The sequence below is a fragment of the Pseudomonas sp. CIP-10 genome (assembly GCF_020911845.1).
Taxonomy (GTDB): domain Bacteria; phylum Pseudomonadota; class Gammaproteobacteria; order Pseudomonadales; family Pseudomonadaceae; genus Aquipseudomonas; species Aquipseudomonas alloputida.
In genome coordinates, this window is record NZ_CP087160.1 from 5,086,600 (window position 1) to 5,106,017 (window position 19,418).

A 19,418-nucleotide genomic window follows, 5' to 3' on the forward strand; every position below is an offset into this window, starting at 1 on the left:
TCTTCGCGCCCCCATGTCTCATTCAGATCACTATCCTGCGCATCCGGACATGACCCGGCTCGCCTTCTGCCGCACAATGCCACCCTGACCACACCAGGTGCCCGGCCAACATGAGCCTGCTGAAAACCGCCCTGCGCGAACAGAACTTCGTCTGTGTCATGGAGTTCGTCCCCAAGCCTTCCGCAGAACGCTTTGCCGCCATGGAAGCGATCATGGCCCGTGCGCACCTGTGCGGCTGGCCGATGACCGTGGCCATCGGTGATCGTGTCGGCAGCCCGCTGGACATGTCACCGCTGGACGCCCTCGCCTCGTTCAGCAACCCGGTGCCTGCCCTGCCGCATTTTTCAGGCAAGGATCGCGAACGCCACCACCTGCTCGCCCAACTGCAGCGCATGGACGCCGCCGGCCTCGACCAGCTGTTACTGCTGACTGGCGACCGCCTGCCCGGCCATGAACCTGGCCAGCGCCCGGTGCGTTATCTGGAATCGGTCGCCGCCCTGCAGGTTGCTCGCCAGGCCTGCCCGCACTGGCTGCTGGGCGCGGCGCTGAACCCGTTCAAGTACCACGAGGAAGAAGGCGGCGCCCAGTATTTCAAGGCCGAGAAAAAGCTGGCAGCGGGGGCTGACTTTCTCACCTTGCAACTGGGCTTCGATGCCGCCAAGCATCAGGAAGCCATACACTGGATGCGCCGCCAGGCCTCACCCAAGCCCATGCTGGCCTGCCTCATGAGCCTCACCCACGGGCGCGCGGCGATGCTCGACCACGTGGCCGGCGTGACTGTCACGCCCTCCATGCGCGACATGCTCGAAGCGGAAACGGCGCAGTCCAAGGCCTTTGCCCAGGCGCGCAGTGTTGACCGCCTGGCCTTGCAGATCATCGGTACAAAGCTGATGGGGTACGCCGGTGTGCACCTGTCAGGGGTTCACACACTCGAACAGTTGCTGGCCCTTGAGACCCGTATCGAGCACTGGCAATCCCAGGTTCAGTCCCTGGAGCAATGGGCACCGGCCTGGCACGCCAGCTGGCAGATGCCTGGCCTGCCGGCGGTGACCTTCCATCCGCCACAGGCCGGCTGGCGCCTGGACGAGTCACGGGTCAATGCCTCATTCAAGGAAAAAGCCCGCTATCACCTGATGCATGGCATGCACGCACTGCTGTTCAGCCGGCGCAACAGCCTGAGCAAGGCCTTCGGCTGGGCGGTGCGCCAGCCTCTGTGGGGTACACGCGTCGGCGCACACATGCTGCACACGCTGGAGCGCAGTGTGAAGCGCCCGCTGGTGGGTTGCGACACCTGCGGCCGTTGCCGCCTGGAAGACACCTTGTATATCTGCCCGGAAACCTGCCCTAAAGGCCTGGCCAATGGCCCTTGCGGCGGAACCGCCCTGAACCGCTGCGAGTTCGGCGACCGCGAGTGCATCCACAGCGTCAAGTACCGCACCGCCAAAGCTGTGCGGCAAACTGCTGTGCTGACCGAACGCCTGATCCCGTGCATCGAGGTCGAAACCCGCCACCGCAGCTCATGGCCGCAGTGGTTCGCAGGGCAGGCGCCGCAGCGGCTCAGCCCGCAGCCATTGCCTCGAAGCCAGCCCGAATCGTAGCCTCGGGCAGTTCATCGGCAATGAACACCATCACGCTCTCGCGTGCTTCGCCTGCAGCCCACTCGGCGTCCCAGTCGAAGCCATAAAGCTTGAGCACGCCCTGAAACACCAGCTTGCGTTCCTCGCCGGCAATGTTCAGCACGCCCTTGTAGCGCAGCAGCTGTTTGCCGTGGGTTTCCAGCAGCTCGTTCATGAAGCTGCTGAGGCGGTCGATATCCAGCGGGGTTTCGGTACGCAGCACCATCGTGGAGATACGGTCCGGGGTGGCAGGCTTGAGCACGGGTTGCAACATCGGTTTCAGGTTCACCCCAAGGTCGGGGTTGAGGTTGAAACCGCGCACATCCAGTAATTCAGCCAGGTCGATGCAGCCGTGTTCGACTACACGGATCGCAGCCCTGCTATTGATGCGGGCCAGGCGTTCGCGCAGGGCTTCAACCGCAGCGGGCTCGACCAGGTCGGTCTTGCTCAGCAGCAGACGATCGGCAAAGCCGACCTGGGCCTGAGCGATGGTCTGGGTCAGGTGCAGTTCGGCATGCGCGGCATCGACAAGGGTGATGATGCCGTCGAGGATGTAGCGCTCACGCAGCTCCTCGTCGATGAAGAACGTTTGCGCTACCGGCGCCGGGTCGGCCAGGCCGGTGCATTCGATCACCAGGCGATCGAAGGCGATTTCCCCTGCATCCAGGCGTTCAAGCAGCAGGTAAAGCGCGCGAGTCAGGTCGCCATGGATGCTGCAGCATACACAACCGTTGGCCAAGGTCATGACCTGCACCGGCTGGTCACCCAGCAGTTGGCTGTCGATGCCGGCCTCGCTGAATTCATTTTCGATCACGGCGAGCTTCAGGCCATGCTCGGCCTTGAGCATGTGCCTGAGCAAGGTGGTCTTGCCGGCACCGAGGAAGCCCGTGAGGACGGTTACGGGAATGGGCGTCTGCACGCAAAATACTCCTGAATCTGAAAATGACTGTGGGAGCCGGTTACCCAGGCTCCCACAGGTTTACACGTACCGCAGGCTCAACAGCACTTGGGCCCGGACTTGCCACCGTAGCGTGCTTCCTGGCGTTCGCGGAAGAACGCCTCGTAGCTCATCACCGGCTTGTCCGGATGCGTTTTCTGCATGTGTTCGACATAGTTGTCGTAGTCGGGCATGCCGACCATCAGGCGGGCTGCCTGCCCCAGGTATTTGCCCAGTCGACCCAAGTCGTTGAACATGATTGCAGTCCTCTCGATTACGCGTCAGGCAACGCCTGGAACGGGGTTTCCTTGTCGCTGCGTTCTTTGCGGCCCAAGGCGGCGTAGCCGACCTTGATGGCGAAGAACAGAATGCTGAAGACCACCAGCAGGAACAAGATCGTCAGGCCCGCGTTGGTGTAGGCGTTGAAGATCACGTGCTGCATCTGCCCAATGTCCTTGGCCGGGGCCAGTACCTGGCCGGCGTCCAGCGCAGTGCTGTACTTCTTGGCCAGGGCCAGGAAGCCGACAGCCGGGTTGGGGTCGAACAGCTTGATCAGGCCTGCAGCCGTGGTGCAGATCAGCAGCCATACGGCCGGCAGCAGGGTGACCCAGATGTAGCGCTGACGCTTCATCTTGATCAGCACCACAGTACCGAGCATCAAGGCGATACCGGCCAGCATCTGGTTGGAGATACCAAACAGCGGCCACAGGGTGTTGATGCCACCCAGCGGGTCGATGACGCCCTGGTACAGCAGATAGCCCCAGAGTGCCACGCAGCCAGCAGTGGCAAGCAGGTTGGCCCCCCACGATTCAGTGCGTTTGAGTGCAGGCACGAAGCTGCCCAGCAGGTCCTGCAACATGAAGCGCCCGGCACGGGTACCAGCGTCTACCGCCGTGAGGATGAACAGCGCCTCGAACAGGATCGCGAAGTGGTACCAGAAGGCCATGGTGTTTTCACCTGGCAACACCTGGTGCAGGATCTGCGCGATACCGACCGCCAGGGTGGGCGCACCGCCGGCACGGGCCAGAATGGTGTGCTCGCCGATGTCACGGGCAACGGCTTCGAGCTGCTCGGGTGTAATCAGGAAGCCCCAACTGCTGACGGTCTGCGCCACCGACGCGACATCGGTACCGACTACTGCCGCCGGGCTGTTCATGGCGAAGTACACGCCCGGTTCGATCACCGAGGCCGCAACCATGGCCATGATGGCGACGAACGATTCCATCAGCATGCCGCCGTAGCCGATATAGCGGGCGTTGGTTTCGTTATCCAGCAGCTTGGGGGTGGTCCCCGAGGAAATCAGCGCGTGGAAGCCGGACACCGCACCACAGGCAATGGTGATGAACAGGAACGGGAACAGGGTACCCTTCCACACCGGGCCTGTACCGTCGGTGAACTGGGTCAGCGCCGGCATTTTCAGCTCAGGTGCGATGATCAGGATACCGATGGCCAGGCCAAGGATCGTGCCGATCTTGAGGAAGGTCGACAGGTAGTCACGCGGCGCCAGCACCAGCCACACTGGCAGCACGGCGGCGACAAAACCGTAGCCCACCAGCATCCAGGTGATCTGCACGCCGGTGAACGTGAACGCCGGGCCCCACACCGGGTCCGCAGCGATCACGCCCCCCAGCCAGATCGAGGCCAGCAGCAGTACCACGCCAACCACCGAGATTTCGCCAATACGGCCCGGACGGATGTAGCGCATGTAGATGCCCATGAACATCGCGATCGGGATGGTCGCCATCACCGTGAACATGCCCCATGGGCTTTCGGCCAGGGCCTTGACCACGATCAGTGCCAGCACCGCGAGGATGATGATCATGATCAGGAAGCAGCCAAACAGGGCGATGGTGCCCGGGATTCTGCCCATTTCCTCGCGCACCATGTCGCCCAGCGAGCGCCCATTGCGGCGGGTAGACAGGAACAGGACCATGAAGTCCTGCACCGCACCGGCCAGCACCACGCCGGCGATCAGCCACAGCGTGCCGGGCAGGTAGCCCATTTGCGCGGCGAGTACCGGCCCGACCAAGGGGCCCGCGCCGGCGATGGCAGCGAAGTGGTGACCGAAAAGAATGTGTTTGTTGGTCGGAACGTAGTCCAGGCCGTCGTTGTTGAGCACCGCCGGGGTGGCACGGCGCGGGTCGAGTTGCATCACCTTGGTGGCGATGAACAGGCTGTAGTAACGATAGGCGACCAGGTAGATGGCCACTGCCGCGACCACGATCCACAAGGCGTTGATCGCCTCGCCGCGACGCAGGGCAACCACACCCAGTGCGCAGGCACCTATGACTGCCAGCGCCAGCCACGGAATATGGCGTAGCAGGCTATTATTGTTGTTCATGGTTAGCTTCCAGCTGGTGGATTGGAAAGACCGCCCACCGAGTCTAGGGCCAGTCAAGCGGCATTGCCACACTTGCTTCGTTCTAGAGCCTCTGCGGCCTGATTGCAGTACCTGATGCACATGCAACTCTAACTATAGTCAGGATGACACCTGATGACCTATTCGAGGATCCAAGCCATGAGCGATCATGACGAACGCCGCCGCTTTCAACGCATCGACTTCGATGCCCCCATCGAGCTGCGCCAGGGGCTGAAACGCTGGCCTGCAAAACTGCTGGACCTTTCACTCAAAGGCTTGCTGATCGAACGCCCCGCAGGCTGGGATGCCGACCTGACTCAGGACTTCGACGCCATCATCGAGCTGAACGAGGATGCCCGTGTGCAGATGCAGGTCGAACTGCGCCACGAAGAACCGGACCGCCTGGGCTTCATCTGCCTGTACATCGACCTCGACTCGATGAGCCATTTGCACCGTCTTGTGGAATTGAACGTGGCTGACAGCACCGAAATGATGCGTGAGCTGCGTGAACTCATCGAATAATAAAATCTCTTAGCTAGCTAATAGCCTTCCCGCCTGGTGTTTCTTGTCTACCCAGACAGCTTTAAGCCTGGGTAGCGTTGCTTTGTACACACCCTTCTAATACAGCTTCTGCCAAGTTGGTACGCCTTCTGCATTGGGTTTTAACACACCCTGCGGCCGGATCTGTTCGCGCTCCGATCAAAATATTGTATACAATTCTTGTGGCAATCATTTGTAGGAAGTGTCTACAGTAGCGGCACAACAATAAACAGAGAGCCTGCTCCATGACTACGTCCCCTAGCACGTCTCCCGCCAAGCGACCCGAGGATGAAAACCTCGGTCTTGGTGCCAACCTGGCCTATGGTCTGCAGCATGTGCTGACCATGTATGGTGGGATCGTCGCAGTACCCCTGATCCTGGGGCAGGCCGCGGGCCTGAATGGTGCCGAAATCGGCATGCTGATCGCCGCCTCGCTGTTCGCCGGTGGCCTTGCCACCCTGCTGCAGACCCTTGGCCTGCCGTTCTTCGGTTGCCAGTTGCCACTTGTGCAAGGCGTGTCGTTCGCCGGTGTGGCGACCATGGGTGCGATCCTGAGCAGCGAGGGGGGCGGTGGCCTGCCAGGGGTGCTCGGCGCGGTCATGGCTGCGTCGCTGATCGGCTTTCTGATCACACCGGTGTTTTCGCGCATCACCAAGTTCTTCCCGCCGCTGGTGACCGGTATCGTGATCACCACCATCGGCCTGACCCTGATGCCGGTTGCTGCACGCTGGGTAATGGGTGGCAACAGCGCCTCGCCGGAGTTCGGCAGCGTGGCCAACATCGGCCTGGCCGGGCTGACCTTCGCCATCGTGCTGCTGCTGAGCAAGCTTGGCAGCGCAACCATCTCACGCCTGTCGATACTGCTGGCCATGGTGGTCGGCACGCTGATCGCCTGGGCATTGGGCATGACCGATTTCAGCAAGGTCGGCGAAGGCCCGATGTTCGCCTTCCCCACGCCTTTCCACTTTGGCATGCCGGAGTTCCACATCGCCGCGATCCTGTCGATGTGTATCGTGATCATGGTCACCCTGGTGGAAACGTCGGCCGATATCCTCGCCGTGGGTGAGATCATCGACACCAAGGTGGACTCCAAGCGCCTGGGCAACGGCCTGCGCGCCGACATGGCATCAAGCATCCTGGCGCCGATTTTCGGTTCATTCACCCAGAGCGCGTTCGCCCAGAACGTCGGCCTGGTGGCCGTGACCGGCGTCAAGAGCCGCTACGTGGTGGCTACCGGCGGCGTGATTCTGGTGGTACTCGGCCTGCTGCCAGTCATGGGCCGGGTGATTGCCGCCGTGCCTACCCCGGTACTGGGCGGCGCCGGTATCGTGCTGTTCGGCACCGTGGCGGCCAGCGGTATCCGCACCCTGTCCAAGGTCAGCTACAAGAACAACGTCAACCTGATCATCGTCGCGGCCTCGCTGGGCTTCGGCATGATCCCGATTGCCGCGCCGACCTTCTACCACCACTTCCCGAACTGGTTCGAGACCATCTTCCACTCCGGCATCAGCTCGGCGGCGATCATGGCCATCCTGCTGAACCTGATCTTCAACCATTTCACCACCGGCAACTCGGAAAACCAGTCAGTGTTCGCTGCAGCCTATGAGCGCACCATCCAGTATTCGGACATTTCCGCGCTGCGTGATGGGGACTACTTCAAAGATGGCAAGCTGTTCGATGCCGAAGGTAACGAAGTGCCGATGCTGGAACTGGACGAGCATGGCAATGAAACGGTCAGGCGCACGGCCGTTGCCGAGCACTGACTGATTGCAGGAGCGAGCTTGCTCGCTCCTGCACACTATTCGAACAATGCATCCAGCGCCTGTTCCAGGCGGGTAACGGCAATCACCTGCAACCCCGCAGGCGCTTCTTTCGGCGCATTGCCCTTGGGTACGATGGCACGCTTGAAGCCGTGCTTGGCCGCTTCCTTCAGGCGCTCCTGGCCACTGGGCACCGGCCGTACCTCGCCCGACAAGCCGATCTCGCCAAACACCAGCAAACCATGGGCCAGTGGCCGGTTACGCAAGCTGGACATCACCGCCGCCAGCAGCGCCAGGTCCGAAGCCGTTTCCAGCACCTTCACCCCGCCGACCACGTTGAGAAACACATCCTGGTCATGGGTCGGGATACCGCCATGGCGGTGGAGCACCGCCAACAACATGGCCAGGCGGTTCTGGTCCAGGCCCAAGGTTACCCGCCGCGGGTTGGCCAGATGGCTATCGTCGACCAGCGCCTGCACCTCGACCAGCATTGGCCGGGTACCCTCCCAGGTTGCCATCACCACGCTACCCGGCACCTCTTCCTGAGTACGGTTGAGGAAGATCGCCGACGGGTTGGATACCTCCTTGAGGCCACGATCGGTCATGCCGAACACGCCCAGCTCGTTGACCGCGCCAAAGCGGTTCTTGACCGCCCGCAGCAAGCGCAGCCGGCCATCGGACTCACCTTCGAAATACAGCACCGTGTCGACCATGTGCTCCAGCACCCTTGGGCCAGCCAGCGAGCCTTCCTTGGTCACGTGGCCGACCAGAAAAATTGCCGTACCGCTTTGCTTGGCATAGCGCACCAGCAACGCTGTGCTTTCGCGCACCTGGGCCACGCCGCCCGGGGCCGATTGCAACTGCTCAGTGAAAATGGTCTGGATCGAGTCGATCACCATTACCCGCGGCTTCTCGACCCGCGCTGTGGCAATGATCGTCTCGATGCAGGTTTCGGTCATCACCTTGAGCTGGTCCTGGGGTAGGCCCAGCCGCCGCGAGCGCATGGCCACCTGCTGCTGCGACTCCTCCCCCGTGACATACAGTGCCGGCATGCCCACGGCGATGTTGCACAAGGTCTGTAGCAAAATGGTCGACTTGCCGATGCCGGGGTCACCGCCAATCAGCACCACCGAGCCATCCACCAAGCCGCCACCCAGCACGCGGTCCAGTTCGGTGCTGCTGGTCGTGAAACGCGGGATTTCCTCGACACTGACTTCGGCCAGGGTCTTGATTTGCGCCTGCTGTCCTGTCCAGCCTGCGCGGCCGCTACTGGGTGCAGCAGCGCCGCCGCTTTCGATCATGGTTTCGACCAGGGTGTTCCAGGCCCCGCATTCGCCGCACTGGCCGGCCCATTTGGGGAAGGTCGCGCCGCATTCGGTGCAGCCATACAAGCGCTTGGCCTTGGCCATGGGTGGGGTCTCCTGGAAAAATTCGCCATGATAACTGAGCAGGACGTGTCTCGAACGCTTCGAGATGCGACAAAACTATTCGTTCTAACTGCAGTCTGTAGCCCTGAACACAACGCATGAAGCGTTTAAGTGGCTTACACTGCGTTAACCTCACCTTTTGTTACAAGGAACCAAACATGGGCGTGCTCAACGAGTTCAAGGCTTTCGCAGTCAAAGGCAATGTCGTCGACATGGCGGTCGGTATCATCATCGGCGCGGCCTTCGGCAAGATCGTCTCGTCCTTCGTCGGCGACGTGATCATGCCGCCACTGGGCCTGCTGATCGGTGGCGTCGACTTCAGCGACCTGGCCATTACCCTGAAGGCTGCCGAAGGTGACGTACCAGCGGTGGTGCTGGCGTATGGCAAGTTCATCCAGACCGTGATCGACTTCGTGATCGTGGCCTTTGCCATTTTCATGGGCGTGAAGGCGATCAACAAGCTCAAACGTGAAGAAGCCGTGGCGCCGACTACGCCGCCTGTGCCTTCGGCTGAAGAGACGCTGCTGACCGAAATCCGCGATTTGCTCAAGACGCAGAACCAGAACCGCTTGCCCTGAAATTGCCGGGGGCGCTGTAGGAGCGGGCATGCTGGCGAAGAATCCAGTGCGGTGGATGGCACCGGCTTCGCCGGTGTTCGCGGGTAAACCCGCTCCTACACGGCGGCCTGTGTTAAACCTCCGATGTGTGTCCACCACCAATCCGGTGTAGGAGCGGGTTTACCCGCGAATACGGTAGCGGCGGCAACGGTGAACGGCGGGTGGAAATTGGCCACCAGGCCCGGCCCTTTCGCGGGTAAACCCGCGCCTACAGGCCCGCAACGGCCGCAATGGACTTACCAGTAGTTCTCGACTGCCACCTGCCCCGGCCGCTTGCTCAGGCTCAATTGCAGGTCGCGCGCCTTGAGGACCTTGCGGGTTTCGTCGATCATTTCCGGGTTGCCGCACAGCATCACACGAGAATGCTCCGGCGACAGTTCAAGCCCTGCCGCCCTCTCCAGCTCGCCATTCTCGATCAACGTCGTAATCCGCTGATTCAACGCCCCAGGGTGTTGTTCACGGGTCACCACGGGAATGAACTGCAACTTGCCCGCGTACTCGGCCAGATAATCGCGCTGTTCCAGCCCGGCAATTTCATCCACATAGGCCAGCTCCTTCGCTTCGCGCACTGAATACACCAGCTTGATGCTGTCGAAGCGCTCCCAGGCCTCGAAGTCCTGGAGGATCGACATGAATGGCGCAATGCCGGTACCGGTAGCCAGCAGCCACAGGTCACGACCACCGACGAAGCGGTCGAGGGTGAGGAAACCGAACGCCTGTCGGTCGATCAGCAACGTATCGCCTGCACCCAAACGGCTCAGCTCACTGGTGAACTCACCACCTGGCACCACGATGGAAAAGAAATCCAGGTGCTCGTCATGGGGGGCGCTGACCATGGAATAGGCGCGCCACACCACACTACCATCGGCCTTGGTCACACCTAGCCGGGCGAATTGGCCGGAACGGAAGCGGAACCCCGCATCGCGCGTAACCCGCAGGCTGAAGAGGTTCGGCGTCAGTGGCTGAACATCAAGCAGTGTCTGGCGAGTGAACTTTTCGGCGCTAGCGGTCATATCGGGCTCCAAGGTTGGCGTGTGCACAGTGTCGCCTAAAGTGGCCAGGATAAAAACCACCGCTTTGTAGGGCCTCATCAAGGGTGATCGTGCCGAACTCGCAGAAAATCCTGTTCGCTATAACAAAAAAATCCCAACAAGATGGTAGGTCTTTTCCTACAATCATCCGGGTACTCAAACGGATTGGATCCTGCGCGCCCCAAGGAGTGTTTCAAATGCTTCACTGGAAACCCGAGTATCTTCATGCGTTCGTCAGCGAACGCAGCCCGCAGAAGCTATTCGACATCGCAGTCCATCTGGCTCAGGACCTGGACATGGATTACCTTGGGCTGAACATCCGCATTCAGATCGCTACGCAAACGCCAAGGCTGTACCTCTACAGCAACTACCCAATTGAGTGGATCGAGCGTTACCAGCGCGACGACTTCTACAAGCTGGACCCGGCAGCGAACCTGAGCCACAGCTCGACGACGCCGGTGCTGTGGACCGATGACCTGTACAAGGAAGCACCGCAATTTCGCGAAACGGCCTGCCAGCATGGCTTGCGCCACGGCTGGACACAGTCGCTTCACGATCAGCAGCACAACGAGAGCCAGATCAGTGTCGCTCGGCCAAACGGCCACATCGATATGCTCGAACTGTACGACAAAGCCGGCAGTGTGCAGTGGCTGTGCCACACCCTTCACGCGGTACTGGGCGAGCACCACCTGAACGCGCTATGCCCACCCCAGCCGAAAATGAGCGAGCGTGAACTGGAAGTGCTGAAATGGTCTGCCGCCGGCAAGACCGCTGCCGATGTTGCCTCCATCCTCTCGCTGTCGCAAAGCACGGTCAATTTCCATATCCGCAGCGTGATCACCAAGACCAACGCAGCCAACAAGGCCGGAGCCATTGCCATTGCCGCCTTGCGTGGCTGGATCTGATCTTCGAACCTGCGACCTCGGGCAAAGCCCTGTAGAATCGCCCGGCAAAGCCCGGAGCGAACCGCAACGGGCAGTTTCGTACCCGAGCCAGACGCCATGCCCCTGTTGACCACCCCCTACGCCGAACTCGACCTGATCCGCCAGCCGGAGCAGGCCAACGACCCGTTGCAGGCCTTCGATGCCGCCGACGAGTACCTGCTTGCGCAGCTACACGATCAGGCACCCGACGCCAATTGCCGGGTACTGGTGCTCAATGACAGCTTCGGTGCCCTGGCTGCAAGCCTTGCGGGCCAGCTGCAGGTGGTCAGCAGCGGTGACTCGCACCTGGGGCACCTGGCCCTGGAAAAGAACCTGGTGCGCAATGGCCTGCCGTTCGACAGTGTGCCGTTCGTACCGGCCAGCGAACACTGGCAAGGCCCGTTCGACCGGGTGCTGGTGCGTGTACCCAAGACCTTGGCCCTGCTCGAAGAACAACTGATCCGCCTGCAAGGCCAGCTGGCACCCGGTGCGCAGGTGATTGCTGGGGCAATGATCAAGCACCTGCCACGGGCGGCCGGCGACCTGATGGAGAAGTACATCGGCCCCGTACAGGCTTCGCTGGCACTGAAAAAGGCCCGTTTGCTGACAGCAACGGTTGCCGAGCGGCCGCTCGCCAAGTCCCCCTATCCCAGCTGCTACCGCCTCGACGCGCCGGCACTTGACTTGGTCAACCACGCCAACGTGTTCTGCCGTGAAGGCCTGGATATCGGGACGCGGGCGTTCCTCCCGCATCTACCACGCGACCTTGGCCGTGCGCGGGTGGCAGACCTGGGCTGCGGCAACGGCGTACTCGCGATCGCCAGCGCCCTGGCCAACCCGGATGCCGAGTACACCCTGGTCGACGAGTCGTACATGGCAGTGCAATCGGCGCAGGAGAACTGGCTGGCAGCGTTGGGCGAGCGCCCGGCGACCTTCTTCGCGGCCGATGGCCTGGCCGGGCTGGAGAAGCAGTCGCTGGACGTGGTGCTGTGCAACCCGCCGTTCCATCAACAGCAGGTAGTGGGCGATTTCCTCGCCTGGCGCATGTTCCAGCAGGCGCGTGAAGCGCTGGTGGTAGGTGGGGCGCTGTACATCGTGGGTAACCGGCACCTGGGCTATCACAGCAAGCTGGCGCGGTTGTTCCGGGGGGTGGAGCAGGTGGCGGCAACGCCCAAGTTCGTCATTCTGAAAGCCCGCAAGTAGGCGCGCCACCGCCCCCGTAGGAGCGGGCTTGCCCGCGAACACCGGCAACGCCGGTGCCATCTAGCGCGTTGCCTGCTTCGCGGGCAAGCCCGCTGCCGCTCTTTATCAATGTGTGGTCAGGCCCGCCGCCCCCATGAACAGCCGCATCACCCAGGCCGCCACACCCAGCGCTGCGACGCTCATTGCCCAGATCAGCAACAGCCAGCCCAGTCGCTGCCACAGCGGTTTCTTGTCTTCCAAACCATGTTTGCCAGCCATCATGCGGCCCTCCTAGTGGTAGCCGTCTTCGTGGGTGACCTTGCCGCGGAACACATAGTAGCTCCAGAAGGTATACATCAGGATAAACGGCAGGATGAACAGGGTACCCACCAGCATGAAGCCCTGGCTTTGCGGTGGCGCTGCGGCATCCCAGATCGAAATCGACGGCGGGATGATGTTAGGCCACAGGCTGATTCCCAAGCCGCTGTAGCCAAGGAAGATCAGTACCAGCGTGAGCAGGAACGGCGTGTAGTGCGCGTTGCGTGCCACCGCTTTGAGCAACCCGTAGAAGGTCACCAGCACCAGTAGCGGTACCGGCATGAACCAGATCAGGTTGGGCATGCTGAACCAGCGGTCGGCAATCTGCGGGTAGGCGATGGGCGTCCACAGGCTGACGATACCGATCACCACCAGCAGCACCAGCGCCAGCGGCCGGGCCATATCGTGCATCTTCTGCTGCAGCGGCCCTTCGGTCTTCATGATCAGCCAGGTGCAACCCAGCAAGGTGTAGGCCACGATCAACCCCAGCCCGCAGAACAGGCTGAATGGGGTCAGCCAGTCCAGGGTGCCACCGGCAAAATGCCGGTCGACCACCTTGAACCCCTCCAGGAACGCGCCCAGCGCCACACCCTGGAAGAAGGTGGCGATCAGCGAACCCCAGATAAAAGCCTTGTCCCAGATGTGCCGCTTGTCGGCCTTGGCCTTGAAGCGGAACTCGAAGGCCACGCCTCGGAAAATCAGGCCGATCAGCATCAGGATCAGGGGCAGGTACAGGGCCTCGAGGACCACGGCATACGCCATCGGGAAGGCACCGAACAGTCCGGCACCGCCCAGGATCAACCAGGTTTCGTTGCCGTCCCATACCGGCGCGACAGTGTTCATCATGACATCACGGTCCTGCTCGCCCTTGACGAAGGGGAAGAGCATGCCGATCCCCAGGTCGAATCCGTCCATCACCACGTACATCATGACGCCGAAGATGATGATCACGGCCCAGATCAGTGGAAGGTCGATACCCATGGTTCAGTTCCCCTCGTTCAGGCTGGCAGAGGTGGCCTCGCGGCCATCATCGGCGGCGGACAAAGGCCGTGCCGGCGTGCGTTTCTGGCCTGGGCCTCCCGGTGTGTGCTCGTCACCCTCGCCGGTCTGCGGCCCTTTGCGTACCAGGCGCATCATGTAGCCAAGGCCGGTGCCAAACAGGGCGAAGTACACCACCACGAACGCCACAAGGGTGAAGCCGAGCTGGGCGTAGCTGTGGTTGGAAACACCGTCCGCCGTGCGCATCAGGCCGTACACCACCCAGGGCTGGCGGCCAATTTCGGTGGTGAACCAGCCGGCCAGCAGCGCGACCAGCCCGGATGGACCCATCCACAGGGCCACATGCAGGAACGGGCGTGAACTGTACAGCGTGCCGCGTTTGCGCAACCACAGGCTCCACAGGCCAACGAAGATCATCAGGAAACCAAGCCCGACCATGATCCGGAACGACCAGAACACAATGGTCGAATTAGGCCGGTCCTCAGGCGGGAACTCCTTCATCGCCGGCACCTGCTGGTCCAGGCTGTGAGTCAGGATCAGGCTGCCGAGCGCCGGGATCTCGATCTTGAACCGGGTAGTCTCGGCCTCCATGTCGGGAATGCCGAACAGGATCAGCGGCGTCGGCTCACCGGGCACGTTCTCCCAATGGCCTTCGATCGCGGCAATTTTCACCGGCTGGTGCTTGAGGGTATTGAGGCCGTGGAAATCGCCGATCACTGCCTGAATCGGGGCGACGATCAGTGCCATCCACATGGCCATCGACAGCATCTTGCGCACGGCCGGGTTGTCACGCCCGCGCAGCAGGTGCCAGGCCGCCGAGGCACCGACGAAGAACGCGGTGGACACGAACGCGGCAGTGGCCATGTGCATCAGGCGGTAGGGGAAGGAGGGGTTGAACACCACCGCAAACCAGTCCACCGGCACCACCCGACCATCGATGATCTCGTGACCTTGCGGGGTTTGCATCCAGCTGTTCGAGGCGAGAATCCAGAAGGTCGAGACCAGCGTACCGAGCGCTACCATCACCGTGGAGAAGAAGTGCAGACCACGGCCGACGCGGTTCCAGCCAAACAGCATGACGCCCAGGAAGCCGGCTTCGAGGAAGAACGCAGTCAGTACTTCGTAGGTGAGCAGCGGGCCGGTGACGGCGCCGGCAAAGTCGGAGAAGCGGCTCCAGTTGGTGCCGAACTGGTAGGCCATGACCAGGCCGGAGACGACGCCCATGCCGAAGTTGACGGCGAAGATCTTCGACCAGAAGTGATAGAGGTCACGGTAGACCTGGTTGTGGGTCCGCAGCCATAGGCCTTCGAGGACTGCCAGGTAGCTGGCCAGGCCAATGGTGATGGCCGGGAACAGGATGTGGAACGACACGGTAAAGGCAAACTGCATTCGGGCGAGCTCTAAGGCTTCTATTCCGAACATGGTGCTTCCTCTTCAGATAATCCGGCGGCCGGGCTTGTGGCCCCGTCGCCCACTGCCCCCACTGGGTCGAGTACGGCGTGTTTGAATTGTTCTGTTCGATCGCAGGGATTCCGGCCAGGCGGCCATTTCATTGATCTGGAACGATTGACCCAGATCAATTAATGCTAGGAAGCATAGTCCCGAATGGCCCGGTGGGCCGTGTGGTGGATTGCCGCGTGACCTGTTGCCTCACCCTCTTTAATTAACAGTGGAAAAGTGCCGACCCGAGCAAACAGTAACCGTTTGTTACAAACAGGTGATACGCTGCGCACCCCCTCTACTGCGCCGAGGCCCCTGGTTTCCGATGTCCGATTCCGCACCGCAGTTGTTGCGTCACCATCGTCCTTTTTTGGCCTTCTGGCTGGCCCGCGTGTTCACCGCCAGCGGCTTCCAGATGCTCACCGTGGCCATCGGCTGGCACCTCTACCAATTGACCGGCAACGTCCTGGACCTGGGCCTGGTCGGCCTGGTCGAGTTCGCCCCACGGGTGCTGTTCATGCTGCACACCGGCCATGTCGCCGACCGCTATGACAGGCGCAAGGTCGCCGCCCTGTGCCAAAGCCTTCAGGGGCTGATTGCCCTGGCGCTGGCGGTGGGCAGTGCCACCGACAACGTCACCCGCGAACTGATCTTTGCCCTGGCCTTCCTGCTCGGCGCCAGCCGCTCATTCGAAATGCCGGCAACCCAGGCGTTGTTGCCCAATGTGGTACCGGCCGGGCTGTTCCCGCGGGCAGTGGCGGCGTCGGCCTCGGCCACCCAGTCGGCAACCATCGTGGCGCCGGCGGTGGGCGGTTTCCTGTATGCCTTTGGCAGCATGTGGGTGTACGGCCCGACGGTGGCCTTGTACGCCATTGCCTGCGTGCTGACCCTGAGCCTGCAGGCGCGCGGCCAGGTCGCACAGCGCGGGCGCGCCAGCATCGAATCGCTGCTGGCTGGCATCCGCTTCATTCGCAGCCGGCCCGACATCCTCGGCGCCATCTCGCTGGACCTGTTCGCCGTATTGTTGGGCGGGGCCACCGCGTTGCTGCCGGTATTTGCCAAAGACATCCTGCTGACCGGTCCGATGGGGCTTGGCCTGTTGCGCTCGGCGCCAGCGGTGGGGGCGTTGCTGATGTCGCTCTGGCTGGCGCGCTTCCCGTTCCAGCGCAACGTCGGGCGGACGATGTTCACTGCGGTCGGCGTGTTCGGCGTGGCAACCATCGCCTTCGGCCTGTCGACCTCGTTCTGGTTCTCGCTGGCGGTACTGGTGGTACTGGGTGCGGCAGACATGATCAGCATGGTCATTCGCAGTTCGTTCGTGCAGCTGGAGACACCGGATGAAATGCGTGGGCGGGTGAGCGCAGTGAACGGCTTGTTCATCGGTGCCTCGAACCAGCTCGGTGAGTTCGAATCGGGGGTGACCGCGCACTGGTTTGGTACAGTGCCGGCGGTAGTGCTGGGCGGGGTGGGCACCTTGGTGGTGACCGGGGTGTGGATAAAACTGTTCCCTACCCTGGCCAAGCGGGATCGGTTGCATAACGGGTGATGCGTCACCCGTGCCGGCCTGTTCGCGGGCAAGCCCGCGCCTGCAGGGGACGTTACCCGCGCAGGGCCAGAAAAACCCATTCCCCAACGGCCATAGGCCCCCGCCATGCATGCTGGTATCATGCGCGGCTTTTTTCCTCCCCACACAAAACCACAGCATCCGGTACGGTCTGTGCTTTGCTGATGGGGTCGATACATTCATGGCGCCGGGGGCGCCTTGGGGAGCGGGCATGCTGGAAAGGCTGTTTCAACTAAGAGCACACAACACCAACGTGCGCACCGAGATTCTCGCGGGCGTCACCACCTTCCTGGCCATGGCCTACATCCTGTTCGTCAACCCGAGCATCCTCGGCGAGACCGGCATGGACAAAGGCGCGATCTTCGTTGCCACCTGCCTGGCAGCGGCCATCGGCTCCGCCACCATGGGCCTGATTGCCAACTACCCGATCGCCCTGGCACCGGGCATGGGCCTGAACGCGTTCTTCACCTACACCGTGGTGCTGCACATGGGCCACACCTGGCAGGTGGCACTGGGTGCCGTGTTCCTGTCGGCGGTGATGTTCTTCCTGCTGTCGATCTTCCGCATCCGCGAGTGGATCGTGAACAGCATCCCGCTGCCGCTGCGTTCGGCGATTGCCGCCGGTATCGGCCTGTTCCTGGCACTGATCGCCCTGCATAACGCCGGTATCGTCGTCGATAACCCAGCCACTTTGGTGGGCATGGGCGACCTCAAGCAGCCGTCGGTGATTCTCGCCACACTGGGCTTCTTCCTGATCGTCGGCCTTGAGTCGCTGAAAGTGCGCGGCGCGGTGCTGATCGGCATCCTGGCCGTCACCGTCGCGTCGATCGCCATGGGCGTCACGCCGTTCGGCGGGATCGTGTCGATGCCACCTTCGCTGGCACCCACCTTCCTGCAGCTGGACATCGCCGGTGCCCTCGATGTGGGCCTGATCAGCGTGATCTTCGCGTTCCTGTTCGTCGACCTGTTCGACAACTCCGGCACCCTGATCGCCGTGGCCAAGCGCGCCGGCCTGATGGGCAAGGACGGCCACATGCCGAAGATGGGCCGCGCCCTGATCGCCGACAGCACCGCCGCCATGGCCGGCTCCCTGCTGGGCACCTCGACCACCACCAGCTATATCGAGTCCGCTGCGGGTGTGAGCGCCGGTGGCCGCACCGGCCTGACGGCCATCGTGGTTGCCGTGCTGTTCCTGCTGGCGCTGTTCTTCGCCCCGCTGGCCGGCAGCGTGCCGGCGTTCGCCACCGCTCCGGCGCTGCTGTTCGTCGCGGTGCTGATGGCCTCGGGCCTGGCGGAAATAAACTGGGACGACGTCACCGAAGCCGCACCGGTGGTGGTAACTGCCTTGGCCATGCCGCTGACGTACTCGATCGCCAATGGTATCGCCTTCGGCTTCATCGCCTGGACCGCCGTCAAACTGATTTCCGGCCGCCGTCGCGACCTGAACCCGGCCCTGGTGATCCTTTCCATCCTGTTCGTCATCAAGCTAGGCTGGTTCAACGCATGAGTGCTGCTTTCGACCCCTCCTCCTACGCCACCCAACTGGACGCCAAGGTGGCCCGGCTGCGCGAGCTGCTGGCGCCATTCGGCGCGCCGGAACCGGCTGTTTTCGACTCACCGCGCGAGCATTACCGCCTGCGCGCCGAGTTCCGTCTGTGGCGCGAGGATGGCCAGCGCCACTACGCCATGTTCGCCCCAGGCGAGAAGCACAAAGCAATCCTGATCGACGATTTCCCCATTGCCAGCGAACGCATCAACGCGTTGATGCCACGCCTGAAGGCAGCCTGGCAGGCCAGCGAAGAACTGGGCAACCGCCTGTTCCAGGTGGAGTTCCTCACCACCCTGGCTGGCGATGCGATGATCACGATGTGCTATCACCGCCCGCTGGACGAGGCCTGGGAAGTGGAAGCACGGCAACTGGCTGAAGCGCTGGGGGTGAGCGTCATCGGCCGTTCCAAGGGCAAGCGCCTGGTTATCGGCCGCGACTACGCGGTGGAAAAACTCGATGTGGCTGGCCGCGTGTTCAGTTACCGCCAGCCGGAGGGTGCGTTCACTCAGCCCAACGGCGCAGTGAACCAGAAGATGCTCAGCTGGGCCTTCGAGGCCATGGGCGATCGTGAGGATGACTTGCTGGAACTGTATTGCGGCAACGGCAACTTCACCCTGCCGCTGGCCACGCGTGTACGCCAGGTGCTGGCCACCGAAATCAGCAAGACGTCGGTCAATGCCGCACTGAGCAACCTTGACGAAAACGCTGTGGATAACGTGCGGCTGGTACGCTTGTCGGCAGAGGAGCTGACCCAGGCACTGAATGAGGTGCGGCCGTTCCGTCGCCTGGAAGGCATCGACCTGAAGCGCTATGAGTTCGGCACAGTGTTCGTCGACCCACCGCGGGCAGGGATGGACCCGGATACCTGCGAGCTGACCCGGCGTTTCGAACGCATCCTGTACATCTCGTGCAACCCGGAAACGCTGGCAGCGAACATCGCCCAGTTGCAGGACACCCACCGCATCGAGCGCTGTGCATTGTTTGACCAGTTCCCGTACACCCACCATATGGAGAGTGGGGTTCTGCTGGTTCGGCGCTGATCGTTGTATTGCCGGGGCTGCTTTGCAGCCCATTCGCGGGCAAGCCCGCTCCTACATTGATCGGCGTACAGCCCATTGCTCAGCGTACAGCCGATTGCTCGGTGCACAGCCATTGC

The 19,418-nt window shown here is 62.2% G+C and carries 17 protein-coding genes; 9 read left to right on the forward strand and 8 right to left on the reverse strand.

Features of this window, described 5'->3' with window-relative positions; all coding sequences use genetic code 11:
* Positions 1 to 110 precede the first annotated feature (110 nt).
* Positions 111 to 1,598: a methylenetetrahydrofolate reductase C-terminal domain-containing protein gene (locus tag LMH93_RS22980; protein WP_070095561.1), complete on the forward strand. Its 1,488-nt coding sequence runs from the start codon at positions 111 to 113 to the stop codon at positions 1,596 to 1,598.
* Here LMH93_RS22980 and yjiA read toward each other — a convergent pair.
* From yjiA to LMH93_RS22995, 3 genes are all read right to left on the reverse strand, one after another.
* On the reverse strand, positions 1,558 to 2,535 hold the full coding sequence (gene yjiA / locus LMH93_RS22985; RefSeq protein WP_230064613.1) for a GTPase: 978 nt from the start codon (positions 2,533 to 2,535) through the stop codon (positions 1,558 to 1,560). The genes LMH93_RS22980 and yjiA overlap by 41 nt on opposite strands.
* A gap of 77 nt (positions 2,536 to 2,612) precedes the next feature.
* Positions 2,613 to 2,810, reverse strand: a complete 198-nt coding sequence (locus LMH93_RS22990; RefSeq protein ID WP_003251633.1) for a YbdD/YjiX family protein — start codon at positions 2,808 to 2,810, stop codon at positions 2,613 to 2,615.
* A gap of 17 nt (positions 2,811 to 2,827) precedes the next feature.
* A complete protein-coding gene (locus tag LMH93_RS22995; RefSeq protein ID WP_004577217.1) occupies positions 2,828 to 4,894 on the reverse strand; it encodes a carbon starvation CstA family protein in 2,067 nt (688 codons plus the stop codon).
* A 177-nt stretch (positions 4,895 to 5,071) separates the two neighbouring features.
* On the opposite strand from LMH93_RS22995, the gene LMH93_RS23000 reads away from it, so the two are divergent.
* Together LMH93_RS23000 and LMH93_RS23005 are read left to right on the forward strand one after the other, a co-directional pair.
* Positions 5,072 to 5,434 (forward strand): PilZ domain-containing protein, encoded by a 363-nt coding sequence (locus tag LMH93_RS23000; RefSeq protein ID WP_003251630.1) that lies wholly within the window; start codon positions 5,072 to 5,074, stop codon positions 5,432 to 5,434.
* A gap of 263 nt (positions 5,435 to 5,697) precedes the next feature.
* Complete coding sequence (locus LMH93_RS23005; RefSeq protein WP_003251628.1) at positions 5,698 to 7,215, forward strand: nucleobase:cation symporter-2 family protein; 1,518 nt, start codon at positions 5,698 to 5,700, stop codon at positions 7,213 to 7,215.
* Between the two features lie 35 nt (positions 7,216 to 7,250).
* Here LMH93_RS23005 and radA read toward each other — a convergent pair whose 3' ends face one another.
* Complete coding sequence (radA, locus tag LMH93_RS23010; RefSeq protein WP_003251626.1) at positions 7,251 to 8,621, reverse strand: DNA repair protein RadA; 1,371 nt, start codon at positions 8,619 to 8,621, stop codon at positions 7,251 to 7,253.
* A gap of 176 nt (positions 8,622 to 8,797) precedes the next feature.
* Between radA and mscL the strand changes: the two genes are divergently transcribed.
* Complete coding sequence (gene mscL / locus LMH93_RS23015; protein ID WP_003251622.1) at positions 8,798 to 9,217, forward strand: large-conductance mechanosensitive channel protein MscL; 420 nt, start codon at positions 8,798 to 8,800, stop codon at positions 9,215 to 9,217.
* A gap of 275 nt (positions 9,218 to 9,492) precedes the next feature.
* Here mscL and LMH93_RS23020 read toward each other — a convergent pair whose 3' ends face one another.
* Positions 9,493 to 10,269: a ferredoxin--NADP reductase gene (locus LMH93_RS23020; RefSeq protein WP_003251619.1), complete on the reverse strand. Its 777-nt coding sequence runs from the start codon at positions 10,267 to 10,269 to the stop codon at positions 9,493 to 9,495.
* Positions 10,270 to 10,484: 215 nt separating this feature from the next.
* Between LMH93_RS23020 and LMH93_RS23025 the strand changes: the two genes are divergently transcribed.
* Positions 10,485 to 11,192, forward strand: a complete 708-nt coding sequence (locus LMH93_RS23025) for an autoinducer binding domain-containing protein (RefSeq protein WP_003251617.1) — start codon at positions 10,485 to 10,487, stop codon at positions 11,190 to 11,192.
* Between the two features lie 96 nt (positions 11,193 to 11,288).
* Positions 11,289 to 12,413, forward strand: coding sequence for a methyltransferase (locus LMH93_RS23030; protein ID WP_054889685.1), 1,125 nt, complete (start codon positions 11,289 to 11,291; stop codon positions 12,411 to 12,413).
* A 105-nt stretch (positions 12,414 to 12,518) separates the two neighbouring features.
* Here LMH93_RS23030 and LMH93_RS23035 read toward each other — a convergent pair whose 3' ends face one another.
* From LMH93_RS23035 to LMH93_RS23045, 3 genes are read right to left on the reverse strand one after another with little or no spacing between them, the layout of a single operon-like run.
* Complete coding sequence (locus LMH93_RS23035) at positions 12,519 to 12,674, reverse strand: DUF2474 domain-containing protein (RefSeq protein WP_003251614.1); 156 nt, start codon at positions 12,672 to 12,674, stop codon at positions 12,519 to 12,521.
* Positions 12,675 to 12,683: 9 nt separating this feature from the next.
* Positions 12,684 to 13,691 (reverse strand): cytochrome d ubiquinol oxidase subunit II, encoded by a 1,008-nt coding sequence (gene cydB, locus LMH93_RS23040; protein WP_003251612.1) that lies wholly within the window; start codon positions 13,689 to 13,691, stop codon positions 12,684 to 12,686.
* A gap of 3 nt (positions 13,692 to 13,694) precedes the next feature.
* Positions 13,695 to 15,131 (reverse strand): cytochrome ubiquinol oxidase subunit I, encoded by a 1,437-nt coding sequence (locus LMH93_RS23045; protein WP_003251610.1) that lies wholly within the window; start codon positions 15,129 to 15,131, stop codon positions 13,695 to 13,697.
* 343 nt (positions 15,132 to 15,474) lie between these two features.
* On the opposite strand from LMH93_RS23045, the gene LMH93_RS23050 reads away from it, so the two are divergent.
* From LMH93_RS23050 to trmA, 3 genes are all read left to right on the forward strand, one after another.
* On the forward strand, positions 15,475 to 16,695 hold the full coding sequence (locus LMH93_RS23050; RefSeq protein WP_010955310.1) for an MFS transporter: 1,221 nt from the start codon (positions 15,475 to 15,477) through the stop codon (positions 16,693 to 16,695).
* Between the two features lie 229 nt (positions 16,696 to 16,924).
* Positions 16,925 to 18,220 (forward strand): NCS2 family permease, encoded by a 1,296-nt coding sequence (locus LMH93_RS23055; protein WP_003251606.1) that lies wholly within the window; start codon positions 16,925 to 16,927, stop codon positions 18,218 to 18,220.
* Positions 18,217 to 19,302, forward strand: coding sequence for a tRNA (uridine(54)-C5)-methyltransferase TrmA (gene trmA / locus LMH93_RS23060; RefSeq protein WP_054889683.1), 1,086 nt, complete (start codon positions 18,217 to 18,219; stop codon positions 19,300 to 19,302). Before LMH93_RS23055 ends, trmA begins: the two co-directional genes overlap by 4 nt.
* The last annotated feature ends 116 nt before the right edge of the window (positions 19,303 to 19,418 follow it).